We start from the raw sequence: 14967 nt of genomic DNA on the forward strand, positions 1-14967 counted from the left end.
AATGAGAAAAATAATAGCAATTTTAGTAGTAGTGATGGGATTCGCATTCCAAGCACAAGCACAAGAAGTAAAAACAGTTTCTTTAGAGCAAACTAAAGGAGAGTTTACCCAAAAATCAATCACTTTAGAAGAAGGAACATACATTTTTGAGATTTCAAACTCTAATGTTGGTCATGATGTAGGATTTGTGTTAGCTCCGAAAGGAAAAACCGACCAAAAGCACCATATCAAGAATGCATATGTTACTTCATTAGTTAAAAATAACTCTAAATCAACATCAAAGAAAGTAGCATTAACAAAAGGCGAGTATGTATATTTCTGTCCGTTAAATCCGACTCCTCAATATACATTACGAGTAGAATAGGTAGATTTTAAAGTTTAATGCTAAGACTCCCACTTTTGGTGGGAGTTTTTTTTGATACATAAAAAAGCCAGATCAATGTAAATTAATCTGGCTTTTTAGAAACGGTACGTTTTTTATTTATTCATAATGTCTTCAATTTCTTCTGCTTCTATAGGAATATTGCGCATTAAATTAAATGGTTCACCAGTTTCTTGGATGACAACATCATCTTCTAAACGGATTCCAAACCCTTCGTCAGGAATATAAATTCCAGGTTCTACAGTAAACACCATATTCGCTTGCATTGGTTCGTGCAATAGTCCATAGTCATGCGTATCTAACCCTAAATGATGAGAAGTACCATGCATAAAATACTTTTTATAGGCTGGCCAGTTCGGATCTTCATTAGCAACATCAGCTTTGTCTATTAAGCCTAACCCTAACAATTCAGAAGTCATAATTTTTCCTACTTCTACATGATAGTCTGCCCAAATAGTTCCAGGTACAAGCATTTTAGTAGCTTCATTTTTTACTCTGTTAACTGCATTGTAAACCTCTTTTTGTCGGTCTGTAAAACGTCCAGAAACAGGAATCATACGAGACATATCTGATGAGTAATTTGCATATTCTGCTCCTACATCTAATAAAATTAAATCACCAGCTTTACACTGTTGGTTGTTTTCGATGTAGTGCAAAACATTGGCATTATTTCCACTGGCAATAATTGGTGTGTATGCAAATCCTTTAGAACGATTTCTTAAAAATTCATGAGCAAACTCTGCTTCGATTTCATATTCCCAAACACCTGGTTGTACAAACTCTAGAGCTCTGCGATATCCTTTTTCTGTAATGTTACACGCTTGTTGCATTAACTCAAGCTCAATAGCGTCTTTTACAGAACGTAAACGTTGTAAAATAGGATTACTTTTAGCTACTGAATGAGCTGGATATTTATTTAATAACCATTTTGTAAAACGAGCTTCGCGCGTTTCTGTTTCTACAGAAGCACGATAATGTTCGTTGGTATTAATGTAAACCGTATCTGCCAAGGCCATCATTTCTGCAAGTACCTTTTCTAAATCTTGTAACCAAAAAACGGTTTTAATTCCGCTCGTTTCAAAAGCTTTTTCTTTAGTAAGCTTTTCTCCTTCCCAAACAGCAATATGCTCGTTAGTTTCTCTTAAAAAAAGAACCTCTCTAAGGTTTTCTTTTGGACAATCAGGAAAAACAACTAATATGCTTTCTTCCTGATCTACACCACTTAAATAAAAAATATCTCTATGTTGTTGAAAAGGTAAGGTAGAATCTGCACTAACTGGATAAATATCGTTTGAATTAAAAACAGCTAAACTATTTGGCTTCATTTGCGCCATAAAGTTTTTACGATTTTTAATAAATAACTGGCTGTTTATAGGATGGTATTTCATAATTGTTTCAATTTATTGTAAAGTTGTTTTCAAAAATACAGAAACAATTTATGTAAAATTAAGCCATTTGGCACTATTTGATAAGTTTTCGAATTCTACTCATATGTCTTGTGGAAATTCCTAAAAAAGAAGCCAAATAATGTAACGGAACTGTTTGTAATAATTCAGGTTCTGTTGTAAGTAATTTTTGATAACGCTCTTCTGGAGACAATGTAAGTAAGTCAATTCTATAATCATCAATTAGAAAAATCTGATTTTCAATCAAATTGAAATAAAATTGATGGAAAGCTTTGTTGCTTTTTAAAAGCTCTTTAAAATCTGTTACGGAAATAACCCAGAGTGTACATTCGCTTAAAGCTTTGATGTTTTTGCGAGAAGGCTTTTTGTGTAAGAAGCTTTGCAGGGCTGAGGTACAGGTGTTTTTTAAACCGAGATAGGTGGTTTTCTCTTCACCAGAAATTTCTATGGAATGTTGAAGGATACCACTTTCTATAAAGCAAAAGTATTTACATACATTACCTTCTTTTACGAAATATTCATTTTTACCAAGAGTTATTGATTTAAAGCAAGAAACGATTTCAGGAATGAACTCGTTTAAAGAATTTTCTTTGATAACAAGTTGTAAGTATGTTTGCAAAGGTGTCACTTAAAAACAGAATTAAAAAGTATGTTTTAAAGGTATAAAAAAAGCCCAACAAAATGTTAGGCCTTGTTCGTTTTATGTTGCTAATTATTTCTTCATGGCAGACTTAATTAAACCAATAATAACCATTAAGACAGCACCTCCAACACCACTACCTGCAATGTTTCCAATTATACCTGAAATGTCAATATTTAGCATACCTAACAGTTGGGAACCTAATCCTCCACCAAGTATACCCACTACTGAGTTCCACAGTGTACCCATTGAAAACTTTTTTAGCAAAGCACCTGCAATATTACCACCTACGGCACCACTTAATAAGCTAATAATTAATTCCATAATTTGTTGTTTTTAATTAGTTAATAGATAATAAATTAACAATAATTTAATTAATAAAGCAAATTGAGGTTAAGTGCGGTTGTTGAAAAACACTTATGATAACTTTAACAAAATCAAACATTTAAATGAGTAACTTTGAGAAAAACCAGTAATATGAGAACAATTGTTGTTATTTTAGTTGTTGCATTTTCTGCAAATATTTTTTCTCAAGAAAAAAAACTAGCAGTGAAAGAAGTAACTGAAGCTGCTAGTAATTATATCAATACTTTTTACAAAGCAGATACCACTTTAGCTTATAAAAGTGTACATCCAAAACTTAGAAAAGTTGGATGGTGGTTTAACAAGAAGAAAGAGCAATATTCAAATGCTTCTGAAATGTCTTTTGATCGACTGATTGGTTTAGCAAAAAGATGGAATGCAAAAGGAGATAGAGCAAATGATAATAGTATACAAAAAGTAGAAATTTTAGATGTATGTGATAAAATTGCAGTGGCAAAAGTTACCGCAGTTTGGGGAATTGATTATTTAAATATGGTACATACAAAAGATGGCTGGAAAATAATCAATATTGTATGGCAATCTGAACCTAAATTTTCAATAAGAGAATAAAATCTTAGCTTCCAAAATGAAATAATGCATCTCCCATATTAACAATTGGGAAGTTGTTTTTTGCAATAATGTATCCGTCTTTTTGAGCTCTTACAGGGAAATTAGTTTCACCGTAGGTGTCCATAATGTTACCAAGAATTTCGCCTTTTTTAACATGAGCTCCATTATTAACTTTAGTATTAAAAATACCTGCCACGCGAGCGCGAATCCATTTTCTTGATTGGATGTGAATTGTTTTTTTTCCTTCAGACACAACTACGCTTTCATGAATCATTTTAAAATGTTTAAGAATACGCAATGTTCCATTGATTCCCTCTTGAATAGCATTTTCTTCTAGTCGTAAAGACTCACCACCTTCATAAACAATAACAGGAATGTTGTTTTTATAACATTCATTTCTAAAAGATTTTGCAATTAATTTCGAGCCAAACATAAGAGGAGCATTAAACAACTTGGCAAGTTTAAACCCTCGCTCATCTTCAGGAGTAAATCGTATTTGAGGAAAATTATTGCGTTGTGCTCCGCCTGTATGAAAATCGATAGCGAAATCTACATTTTTAATAATCTCTTTCATTAAGTAATACGCCATTCTACTAGCTAAAGAACCCTTTCTTGACCCTGGAAAACTTCTATTTACATCTTTTCCATGCATATCTCTAGAGAGATTTAAGAAACCAAAAACATTCAGTAATGGAACAACAATAACACATCCTCGATGTATTTTATAAGACTTGTCAATTAGCATTCTACGAACTAATTCTACACTATTTACTTCATCTCCATGCAATCCTCCTTGAAGTAAAACAGTAGGGCCTGGTTCTTCACCATTAAAAACATATACTGGAATTTCTATTAAAGTACCTGTGGGTAATCGATCTACAGGTATCTTGATGAGTTTAGATTCTCCTAATTCAATTTTTTGCCCCCTAATTTCTACGATCTCGTTTTTATATGCTTTTTGAAACATGCTCTTCTAAAAATTTAACAATAGCTCTGGCTATATCTACTTTGGTATACGCTTCAATTCCTTGTAAACCAGGAGTCGAATTTACTTCAATAAGTAAAGGACCTCGTTTTGATCGAATCAAATCTACTCCGGCTATGTCAAGATTTAGAAGTTGAGCAGCTTTTATCGCTATTTCTTCTTCTTCTGGAGTCAAGTCAATTTTAAACCCACTACCACCTCTATGAATATTAGAACGAAAATCATCTTCAAGTCCCTTGCGTTTCATTGCGGCTACGACTTTATTACCAACTACAAAAGCACGAATGTCTTCACTATTACTTTCTTTGATAAACTCTTGAAGCAAAATATGTGTATTGGTACTATACATGGTATCGATTATAGATTTAGCCGATTTTTTACTTTCAGCTAAAATTACACCAGAACCGTGGGTGCCTTCTTGCAGTTTTATAATGATAGGAGCACCTCCTAGCAAGTCAATTTGTTCGCCAATATTTTCTGGATTTACAGAAAAAAGAGTACTTGGAATTGGTATAGATTCTTTATTCATAATCTGTAAAGTGCGCACTTTATTTTGTGCTCTCAAAATTCCTAAGGAAGAAGCAGTGGTATACACATTGTTCATTTCAAATTCTTTGACAACATCTGAACCGTGGCGAGTTGCTGAAGCGCCTATTCTAGGAATAATAATATCAGCTTTTTCACTAATGTTTTCACCGTCGTAAAAAATTTGATGTTCTCCTTTGCTAAGCTTGATTGAGCATTTTAAATGATTAATAACGTTAACCTTATGCCCGCGTCTTTTAGCTTCTTTAAATATTCTTTGTGTAGAATATATATATTCACCAACCGAGAGAATAAAAATGTTCATAGCTTAAAATAATTGTGCTCTCACAAATCTAATCTTTTATTTTTTATGTTACGAAAAGAATTTAGTATCTGTTAATTTTTTTGATTTAAGATAGTGATGTAGTAACTTCATCCCTTTCTAAACCAAACTCTAATGAAACAAATTATATGTGGATTAGGTTTTTTACTAACCACCACAACCATAATAGCTCAAAATTCAGCTACTTCAGCAGCAATAGTTCAAAAAGCACTTGAGCAAAAGGCACAACTAACCCAAAAATCAACGGTAAAAAATATACCTTTTGAAAATATAGGTCCAACAGTAATGAGTGGACGTGTAGTTGATATTGATGTAAACCCAAATAATACTACAGAGTTTTATGTAGGTTATGCCTCAGGAGGTGTTTGGTATACCAATAACAATGGAACCACGTTTACACCTGTTCTAGATAGTTCTCCAACGCAAAATGTTGGTGATATTGCTGTAGATTGGAAAAATGGAACACTATGGGTTGGTACAGGAGAAAACAATTCATCTCGCTCATCATATGCTGGAATTGGAATTTTAAAGTCTATCGATAAAGGGAAAACCTGGGTTAATGTAGGTTTACATGATTCTCATCACATAGGAAGAATTTTACTAAATCCGAATAATCCAGATGAAGTAGTAATTGGAGTCATAGGACATTTATATTCGTCAAATGTAGAAAGAGGAATTTTTAAAACTACGGATGGCGGGAAAACATGGAAAAAGACCTTATTTATTAACGAAAATACAGGTGTTATAGATGTACAGCAAGCTCCAGATAATTTTAATGTGCTGTATGCAGCAGCATGGGAACGTGATAGAAAAGCTTGGAACTTTGATGGAGATGGAAGAAACTCTGCAATATATAAATCAACTGATGCAGGAACTACTTGGACAAAAGTGTCCGAAAACAATGGTTTTCCAAATGGAGATGGAGTTGGTAGAATAGGATTGGCAGTTTTTGATGAGAACACAGTGTACGCTTTTCATGATAGCCAATTCCGCAGAAAAAAAGAAAATAAAAAGAAAGGAGATTCAAAAGCATTGTCGAAAGATGACTTTAAAACAATGACGGTTTCTGAGTTTTTAAGCTTAAAGGATAAAAAATTAAATACCTATTTAAAAGCAAATGGGTTCCAAGAAAAATATCGAGCCGAAAATGTAAAGCAAATGGTACGAGCGGGATCTGTAAAACCTATTGACTTAGCAAAGTATTTAGAAAATGCAAACGCCTTATTATTTGATACTCCAGTAATTGGAGCTGAGGTTTTTAAAACAGACAATGGAGGTAAATCATGGAAGAAAACACATGAAGGATATTTAGATGATCTTTACTATTCATATGGATATTACTTTGGAGAAGTACGTGTAGACCCACAAGATAAAAATGCAATTTATGTGTTAGGAGTTCCAATATTAAAATCGAAAGACGGAGGAAAAACCTTTACTTCTATTAGTAAAGAAAATGTGCATGCAGATCATCAAGCATTATGGGTAAACCCTAAAAAACAAGGACATTTAATTGATGGTAATGATGGAGGATTGAATATTTCGTATGATGATGGTGAAAATTGGATCAAGTTAAATCAACCAGCAGTTGGACAGTTTTATACTGTGTATGCAGATAACCAAAAGAATTATAAGGTATACGGTGGACTGCAAGATAATGGCGTTTGGGTAGGAAGCCATAATGCAAAAATGGATAAAAGATGGCATCAAACAGGTAAAAATCCTTATGAAAGCATTATGGGAGGTGATGGAATGCAAGTAGCTGTTGACGATAGAGACCCAAATATTGTATATACAGGATATCAATTTGGAAACTATTATAGAATTAACAGAAAAACAGGACAAAACAGGTATATACAACCAAAGCATAATTTGGGAGAAGCACCATATCGTTTCAATTGGCAAACACCAATACATTTGTCAAAACACAACCAAGATATTTTATATCTAGGAGGAAATAAATTACATCGTTCTTTAAATAAAGGAAACGATTGGCAAACTATTTCTGGCGATTTAACACAAGGAGGTAAAAAAGGAAATGTAGCTTACGGAACTTTAACAACAATTGCAGAAAGTCCATTTCAATTTGGAGTGTTGTATGTAGGATCTGATGACGGATTGGTACATGTTTCTATGAATGGAGGAGGTAGTTGGGAAAAAATTTCTAATAGTTTCCCAAAGAATTTATGGGTAAGCAGGGTAATTGCTTCGAAACATAAAAAAGAAAGGGTATATGTAACCTTAAACGGATATCGATGGGATGATTTTACACCCTATGTTTATATGTCAGATGATTATGGAAAAACATGGAAGAATATAGGAGGTTCTTTACCTGCATCACCTGTAAACGTGATAAAGGAAGACCCTGTAAAAAAGAATGTTTTATATCTAGGAACCGATAATGGATTATACGTGTCGTTTGACAATGGAAGTAACTGGGAGGCTTTTGAAAAGGGATTACCAAATGTTGCTGTTCACGATTTAGTAATTCAACCCAAAGCAAAACACTTAATCGTTGGAACTCATGGACGTAGTTTGTACAAGGCAAATGTAGCTCCGTTACAAGAGTTTGATAAAAAGGAAGCGATATTTTCAATTAAAAACATTAGAAAGAGAAGCTCATGGGGAAGTACATGGAGTAAATGGTTAAAACCTAATACACCAGAAATTACCATTCCGTTTTATGTGAATTCGGAAGGAGAAACAGAAGTGAATATTTATTCTGGAGATATTCTAGTGAATTCATTGAAAGTGAAAACAGCAAGAGGATTTAATGAGGTGTTATATGATGTTTCATTTTCTAAAAAAGGGAGAAAAGCATACTTAAAAATAAACAAAGAAGCAGTTCTTAAAAAAGCAAAAAACGACATCTATTATTTACCAAAAGGAAAGTATACTGTTAAAATAAATAATCAAAAAGAAACATTTGAAATAAAATAAAGTGTAACATTTTTAAAGGTTTGTGCTCTTATAAATAAAAAAGAATATGAACAAACCTTTAAATTATGTGTGTCCAAAGTGTAATAATACTTCTTATGAAGTAGGAGAAATGCGTGCAACGGGAGGAACTTTATCTAAAATTTTTGATGTTCAAAATAAAAAGTTTACCAGTGTTACTTGCAAACGATGCAGTTATACAGAGTTTTATAAAGCAAGCACAAGTGCATTGAGTAACATTTTTGATTTCTTTACCAATTAAGAAACATTGGTATCTTTGCTTTTATGGGAATTATACGTGTAAACAACATTCGATTATTTACAAATCACGGATGTTTAGAAGAAGAAGCAAAAATAGGTTCAGAATATAGGGTAGATGTTGAGGTAAAAGCAGATTTATCTCGATCGTCTCAAACGGATGAATTAGTAGATACGGTAGACTATGTACACCTAAATCATATTGTAAAAGAGGAAATGGCTATCCGTTCGAAACTATTAGAGCATGTAGCGCAAAGAATTTTAGATAGAATGTTTAATGAGATACAACTAATTGAGGAAGCGGAAGTTAGCGTAGCTAAAATAAATCCGCCAATTGGAGGAAATGTAGAAGAGGTTGTAATTGTTTTAAAAGATGTGCGTAAAAAGTAAAAAAAGCTTGCAAAAATAGATAAAAACTGTAAATTTGCAGTCCTTATTAGTTTAAGGTGCCGTGGCCGAGTGGCTAGGCAGTGGTCTGCAACACCATCTACAGCGGTTCGAATCCGCTCGGCACCTCTAAAAGCACATCAAATTTGATGTGCTTTTTTGTTTTTCTTAACAAAAAGCTCATAAAAATTCTGCATCTTTGTGGTTATGCGAATTTATCCGATAGAAACTGGTAATTTTAAATTAGATGGAGGTGCTATGTTTGGTGTAGTTCCGAAATCATTGTGGGAAAGAACCAACCCAGCTGACGAAAAGAATATGATTTCAATGGGAATGCGCTGCATGCTTATTGAAGACGGAGATAGATTAACGTTGGTAGATACCGGGATTGGAAATAAACAATCCGATAAGTTTTTTGGATATTACTATTTATATGGTGATTTTTCGCTTGATACTTCTTTAGCACAATATGGATTCCATAGAGATGATATTACCGATGTTTTTTTAACCCATTTACACTTTGACCATTGTGGAGGTGTCATTCAATGGAATAAAGATAGAACCGGTTACATGCCTGCATTTAAAAATGCGAAGGTATGGAGCAATGAACGTCATTGGAATTGGGCAATCAAACCCAATGCTCGTGAAAAAGCATCCTTTTTAACAGAAAACATTAAACCTATTGAAGAAAATGGGCAATTAAATTTTGTTCATAGAAATGCGAAAGATCAGGTAGGTTTTGATGTGTTATTTATGGATGGGCACACCGAAAAACAGATGCTTCCAAAAATAGAGTATCAAGGAAAAACAATAGTTTTTATGGCCGATTTATTGCCAACAGTAGGGCACATTCCATTACCATATGTAATGGGGTATGATACCCGACCACTACTTACCCTAGAAGAAAAAAGAGTCTTTTTAAACGAAGCAGCCGATAAAGAATTCTATTTATTTTTAGAACACGATGCTTACAATGAATTATGTACTGTAAAGCATACAGAAAAAGGTGTTCGTTTAAAAGAAACATTTAAATTTACAGATATATTTAATTAAGATAGAGCGATTATGAGAGTTTTAAAACCCGTATTTTACTCAGCGATAGCAGTAGCTACACTAGCAAGTTGTAAAACAGTAAGTAAAATACCAGTACCAACTGGACCGAATACTGTTGTGAATATTCCAGCTAAAAAAGCAAAATTAACCGATTACGAAAAAGATAATTGGCAACATTTAGATTTGGCTACAGATTCTATACCAGGAATGAGTGTGCTGAAGGCATATGACTTTTTAAAAGGTAAAAAAGGAGTTGAAGTAGTTGTTGGAGTTGTAGATAGTGGTACTGATTTAAAGCACGAAGATTTAGTTGATGTTGCTTGGGTTAATGCTGATGAAAAACCAGGAAATGGAATAGATGATGATAAAAATGGATATGTAGATGATATCAACGGATGGAATTTCTTAGGAGATTCTTATAAAGAAAACTTAGAGTTTGAGCGTATTATGAAAAATCCATCTATAGCAGATGCTGAAACTGCTAAGGAGGTAAAAGAATATTACGATAAGGAATTAAAGAAAGCAGAACAAAGTAAAGCTAGATACGGACAAATTTTAATGGCTGTAGAAGGTGCTGATGGACTTTTAGCTAAACATTTTGGTAAAAAAGATTATACGCACAAAGAAATAACTGCAATCAATACACAAGATGAATCATTAAAAGGAGCTATTGCAACTGCAGAGAGAATGCATGGTTTTGGTTTATCTTTAGGAGATGCTAAAAAAGAATTAGGAAAACTAATTGATGGTGCTAAAAAAACAATTAGCGGTGAAAGTTTAAAAACTAATTACCGTAAAGTTGTAGGTGATAATCCAGAAGATATTAATGATAAACCAGGTTATGGAGATAATAAGTCTGGTCATCATGTAAAAGATGAGGCACATGGATCTCACGTTGCTGGTATTATTGGTGCAACTAGAGGAAATGGGAAAGGAATGGATGGTGTAGCAAATAATGTAAAAATTATGGCGGTTCGTTCTGTGCCAGACGGAGATGAGTATGATAAAGATGTTGCTTTAGGTATTCGTTATGCTGTTGATAACGGGGCAAAAGTAATTAACACAAGTTTTGGTAAGTCTTTTTCTCCACATAAACAATGGGTATATGATGCAATTAAGTATGCAGCAGATAAAGATGTATTAATTGTAAATGCAGCAGGAAACTCAAGTAAAAATATTGATGTTGAAAAAACATTCCCAAATGATGCACCTGACTTATTAAATGAAGTTTCAGATAACTTTTTAACAGTAGGAGCAATGAGTGCTAACTATGACAAAAATTTACCAGCTACTTTTACAAACTATGGTAAGGTAAATGTAGATGTTTTTGCTCCTGGGGTTAGAATTCATTCAACTACTCCTGATGGAGAATATAAGAAGTTCAGTGGTACATCGATGGCTTCTCCAGCTACAGCAGGTGTAGCGGCTTTAATTCGTTCATATTATCCAGAATTAAGTGCTAGTCAAGTAAAGCATATCTTAATGAACTCTGGAACAAAGATTGATTTGAAAGTTATCAAGCCTGGAACAAAAGAAGAATTAGTTCCTTTCTCAGATTTATCTGTTTCTGGTCGTGTAGTAAATGCTTACAATGCATTACGTATGGCTGATAGAATGGTAAACGGAAGAAAATAACTTAAGTTTATAAAAGCATAAAAAAAGAGCATTGTTTAATGCTCTTTTTTTGATGAAGCATACAACTAAAATATACAATATGAAGAAAATTTTATTCGGCCTTTCTTTATTATCTATGGTTGCTTGTGCAAGCAACAAACAAATGTCTCATAAAGGACAAACTGATGATAAAGGGTACTGGCAACAGCACGCAGATTATACTATGGATATTGATATGGATGTAAAAACATATCAGTATAAAGGAACACAAAAATTAGTGTATACGAACAATTCTCCAGATGTGTTAAATAAAGTGTATTACCACTTATATTTTAATGCGTTTCAACCGAATTCTCAAATGGATATTCGCTCTAGAAATATTGCCGATCCAGATGGAAGAGTAGGGGATAGAATTAGTAAGTTAACACCTTCTGAAATTGGATACATCAAAGTAGGATCTTTAAAGCAAAATGGAGTAGCAGTTTCGCATGAAACAGTAGGTACTATTCTAGAGGTTACTTTAAATCAACCTATTCAACCAGGAGAAAGTGTAACTTTTGATATGATTTTTGATGCACAGGTGCCAAAGCAAATCCGTAGATCTGGTAGAAACAGTAAAGAAGGGGTTGCTTTGTCAATGACGCAATGGTATCCTAAAATGGCAGAATACGACTTTGAAGGATGGCACACACCTCCATATTTAGGAAGAGAATTTCATGGAGTTTGGGGTAATTTTGATGTAACACTTCATATTGATAAAAATTATGTAGTTGGAGGAAGTGGTTATTTACAAAATCCACAAGAAGTAGGACATGGTTATGAGAACAAAGGAGAAAAGCTAAATCTACCTTCTGGAAGTAAATTAACTTGGAAATTTAATGCGCCAAATGTACATGATTTTACTTGGGCTGCAGATCCAGACTATACCCATGATGTTTATAAAATGAAAAATGGGGTAGATTTACATTTCTTATACAAGAAGACACTTGATGCGCAATTCTTAGAAAACTGGAAAAAACTGCAACCTAAAACAGCAGACTTAATGAAGTATTTTAGCGAGCATATTGGTCCTTATCCATATAAGCAATACTCAGTAATTCAAGGAGGAGATGGAGGAATGGAGTATGCTATGTGTACTTTAATTACTGGTAAACGTAAATGGGGAAGCTTATTTGGTGTTACAGCACACGAGTTAGCACATACATGGTTCCAGTTTTTATTAGCTACAAATGAAAGCAAACACCCATGGATGGATGAAGGGTTTACAACCTATATTTCTAATAAAGCAGAGAATGAAATATTAAATGAAGGAAAAGAAAATCCTCATTCTGGTTCTTATAGAGGATATAACTACGTGGTAAAAAATAATATAGAAGAACCATTATCTACGCATGCAGATAGATACCATTTAAATACTGCTTATGGAGTAGCGAGTTATTCGAAAGGAAATATCTTTTTATCACAATTAGAATATATTATTGGAGCAGAGAATGTAGCAAATACATTGAAAAAATATTTTAATGATTTTTCATTCAAGCACCCTACACCAAATGATATTAAGCGCACTGCCGAAAAGGTATCTGGAATACATTTAGATTGGTATTTAAATGAATGGACACAAACAACACATACAATTGATTACGGAATAAAATCTGTAAATGGTAAAGAGATTACTTTAGAGCGTATTGGTAAAATGCCAATGCCAATAGATATTGAAGTAACTTATAAAGATGGCTCTAAAGAGATGTTTAATATTCCATTACGAATGATGAGAGGAGAGAAACCAGGTACTGCTAAGAAATTAGAAGATTGGACTTTTGCACATCCTACATATAGTTTTTCAACTAAGAAAGACATAAAATCTGTAGAAATTGATCCATCAAAACTAATGGCTGATATTAATTTAGAAAATAATACGGTTACTGTAGAGTAACACGAAGGTATCTTTTAAATATGTTTAAAAAAGGTTGAGAATATTCTCAACCTTTTTTTATTGAAGCGTTAGTTGTTTTTGAAGCTTAGTTGGTGTTAAACCCGTATGCTTTTTTATAAAGATGCTGAAGTTAGATGGGCTGTCAAAATTGTAATGATAAGCAATCTCTTTATGTGTTAATTGTTTAAAAGCTAAATCTCTTTTAATGTTAAGAATAAGAACATTATGAATGTATTTCAGAGGAGTGTAATTGAGATCTGATTTTACAATTTCGGTTAATTTTTTTGTAGAAATACTTAATTCTTTGGCGTACTCAGAAACCGTTAAATTACTAATATGTTTTTCTACTAAATCAATAAAGTGAATGGTAACTTCATTCAGTTTGTTTTTCTTTGATTTTATGTTTTGCTCTTCAAGTGAATATAGTAGGGAAGAGAGCATATGAATCGTTTTTTCTCTGTAAAAAACAGATTTGCTTTTTTGTATATCTATAATGCTATTTAATAAAGAAAAGAACACTTCAGACAAAGCAGAATCTTCCTCAAAAATTACTTCAGACTTGGTAAAGCTTTTGAGTAAAGTGAACGAATCACTAAAAGGCATTTCTCTTGTAAATTGTATGAGCAATCCATCAGCATCAGAATTCCTTTTTACCAAATGAATCTGTTTGGGTTTTACAATATAGCAGCTATTATCTTCAATAGGAATTTTTTCAAAATCAATTAATTGATAACCTCCGCCTTTTTCAAAAAATAAGATTTCAAAATAATTATGTTTATGAATAGTATTAAAATCATAACTATTGTCATGAGATATTTTCTCAATATTGATATTATATGAGGTGTTTAGATCGTGGGTAGGGATATCTATTGGCATAAATTCATAAGTTATATTCTGTTTTTAATAACTTTTGATTTTTAAGAGTAAATACTTTTGCGAGACACTTTAAATTTTAAAAATAATGAAAAAAATAGTTTTCACTTTAATAGCCTTAATAGCGCTTACAAATGTATATGCACAAACAACTTGGAAAGTAGATAAAGCACATTCATCTATCACTTTTTCAGTTTCTCATTTTATGATTTCAGAGGTTACAGGAAACTTTGGTAAATTTGATATTACTGCGGTTAGTAATGAAAAATTCGAAGAACCAAAATTTGAAGTTTCAATAGATGCAGCTACAATCAATACCAATCAATCTGGAAGAGATAATCATTTAAAAGCAGCAGATTTTTTTGATGTTGCAAATCATACAAATATTGTATTCAAGAGTAATTCATACAAGAAGTTAGAAGGAAAAGATTTCGAAGTTACTGGACAAATAACTATTAAAGGAGTTACAAAGGAAGCTGTTTTTAAAGGAAGATTGAATGGAATCATAGAAGGAAGAGGAGGAAAGAAAAAAGCAGGATTAAAATTGACAACCTCTATTAAAAGAGAAGATTTTAATGTAGGAAAAGGAATGAAGCCTATAGGAAAAGATGTTGAGGTAGTTGTTAATATCGAAATGAACGAACAATAAGATATCTTTAATTTTTAACATCATTTTAAACCCAAGAAATACTATCTTGGGT

General features: G+C 32.8%; 15 protein-coding genes and 1 tRNA gene. 10 read left to right on the forward strand and 6 right to left on the reverse strand.

Features of this window, described 5'->3' with window-relative positions; translation table 11 throughout:
* Position 1: 1 nt before the first annotated feature.
* Positions 2-364: a plastocyanin/azurin family copper-binding protein gene (locus tag ABNT22_RS00870; protein WP_348715517.1), complete on the forward strand. Its 363-nt coding sequence runs from the start codon at positions 2-4 to the stop codon at positions 362-364.
* A gap of 113 nt (positions 365-477) precedes the next feature.
* On the opposite strand, the gene ABNT22_RS00875 is transcribed toward ABNT22_RS00870, so the two are convergent.
* From ABNT22_RS00875 to ABNT22_RS00885, 3 genes are all read right to left on the reverse strand, one after another.
* Complete coding sequence (locus ABNT22_RS00875) at positions 478-1770, reverse strand: aminopeptidase P family protein (RefSeq protein WP_348715519.1); 1293 nt, start codon at positions 1768-1770, stop codon at positions 478-480.
* Positions 1771-1843: 73 nt separating this feature from the next.
* A complete protein-coding gene (locus ABNT22_RS00880; protein WP_348715521.1) occupies positions 1844-2416 on the reverse strand; it encodes a Crp/Fnr family transcriptional regulator in 573 nt (190 codons plus the stop codon).
* 84 nt (positions 2417-2500) lie between these two features.
* Complete coding sequence (locus tag ABNT22_RS00885) at positions 2501-2752, reverse strand: hypothetical protein (protein WP_299105542.1); 252 nt, start codon at positions 2750-2752, stop codon at positions 2501-2503.
* Positions 2753-2905: 153 nt separating this feature from the next.
* Between ABNT22_RS00885 and ABNT22_RS00890 the strand changes: the two genes are divergently transcribed.
* Positions 2906-3361, forward strand: coding sequence for a nuclear transport factor 2 family protein (locus tag ABNT22_RS00890; protein ID WP_348715523.1), 456 nt, complete (start codon positions 2906-2908; stop codon positions 3359-3361).
* Between the two features lie 4 nt (positions 3362-3365).
* Here the strand turns inward: ABNT22_RS00890 and ABNT22_RS00895 are convergent, their stop codons facing one another.
* Together ABNT22_RS00895 and ABNT22_RS00900 are read right to left on the reverse strand one after the other, a co-directional pair.
* Entirely contained in the window at positions 3366-4328 is a 963-nt protein-coding gene (locus tag ABNT22_RS00895) for a succinylglutamate desuccinylase/aspartoacylase family protein (protein WP_348715525.1), read from the reverse strand.
* Complete coding sequence (locus ABNT22_RS00900) at positions 4309-5196, reverse strand: RimK family alpha-L-glutamate ligase (protein ID WP_348715527.1); 888 nt, start codon at positions 5194-5196, stop codon at positions 4309-4311. The genes ABNT22_RS00895 and ABNT22_RS00900 overlap by 20 nt, the downstream gene beginning before the upstream one ends.
* Positions 5197-5328: 132 nt before the next feature.
* On the opposite strand from ABNT22_RS00900, the gene ABNT22_RS00905 reads away from it, so the two are divergent.
* The 7 genes from ABNT22_RS00905 to ABNT22_RS00935 all read left to right on the forward strand — a co-directional run bounded on the left by ABNT22_RS00905 (position 5329) and on the right by ABNT22_RS00935 (position 13393).
* Positions 5329-8151 carry a VPS10 domain-containing protein gene (locus tag ABNT22_RS00905; RefSeq protein WP_348715529.1) on the forward strand — a complete coding sequence of 941 codons (2823 nt, stop codon included), beginning with the start codon at positions 5329-5331 and terminating at the stop codon, positions 8149-8151.
* Between the two features lie 46 nt (positions 8152-8197).
* The gene (locus ABNT22_RS00910) at positions 8198-8410 is read left to right on the forward strand and encodes a zinc ribbon domain-containing protein (protein ID WP_348715531.1); all 213 of its coding nucleotides are present in this window, start codon (positions 8198-8200) and stop codon (positions 8408-8410) included.
* Between the two features lie 23 nt (positions 8411-8433).
* Positions 8434-8796, forward strand: coding sequence for a dihydroneopterin aldolase (folB, locus tag ABNT22_RS00915; RefSeq protein WP_348715532.1), 363 nt, complete (start codon positions 8434-8436; stop codon positions 8794-8796).
* Between the two features lie 55 nt (positions 8797-8851).
* A tRNA-Cys gene (locus tag ABNT22_RS00920) sits at positions 8852-8922 on the forward strand.
* Positions 8923-9000: 78 nt separating this feature from the next.
* Positions 9001-9846, forward strand: coding sequence for an MBL fold metallo-hydrolase (locus ABNT22_RS00925; RefSeq protein ID WP_348715534.1), 846 nt, complete (start codon positions 9001-9003; stop codon positions 9844-9846).
* A 12-nt stretch (positions 9847-9858) separates the two neighbouring features.
* Positions 9859-11481 (forward strand): S8 family peptidase, encoded by a 1623-nt coding sequence (locus tag ABNT22_RS00930; RefSeq protein WP_348715536.1) that lies wholly within the window; start codon positions 9859-9861, stop codon positions 11479-11481.
* A gap of 79 nt (positions 11482-11560) precedes the next feature.
* Entirely contained in the window at positions 11561-13393 is a 1833-nt protein-coding gene (locus ABNT22_RS00935; RefSeq protein WP_348715537.1) for a M1 family metallopeptidase, read from the forward strand.
* Positions 13394-13450: 57 nt separating this feature from the next.
* Here the strand turns inward: ABNT22_RS00935 and ABNT22_RS00940 are convergent, their stop codons facing one another.
* The gene (locus tag ABNT22_RS00940) at positions 13451-14269 is read right to left on the reverse strand and encodes an AraC family transcriptional regulator (RefSeq protein ID WP_348715539.1); all 819 of its coding nucleotides are present in this window, start codon (positions 14267-14269) and stop codon (positions 13451-13453) included.
* 85 nt (positions 14270-14354) lie between these two features.
* On the opposite strand from ABNT22_RS00940, the gene ABNT22_RS00945 reads away from it, so the two are divergent.
* Positions 14355-14915: a YceI family protein gene (locus ABNT22_RS00945; protein WP_348715541.1), complete on the forward strand. Its 561-nt coding sequence runs from the start codon at positions 14355-14357 to the stop codon at positions 14913-14915.
* Positions 14916-14967: the final 52 nt, after the last annotated feature.

The organism is Tenacibaculum sp. 190130A14a (assembly GCF_964048965.1).
GTDB lineage: Bacteria > Bacteroidota > Bacteroidia > Flavobacteriales > Flavobacteriaceae > Polaribacter > Polaribacter polynesiense.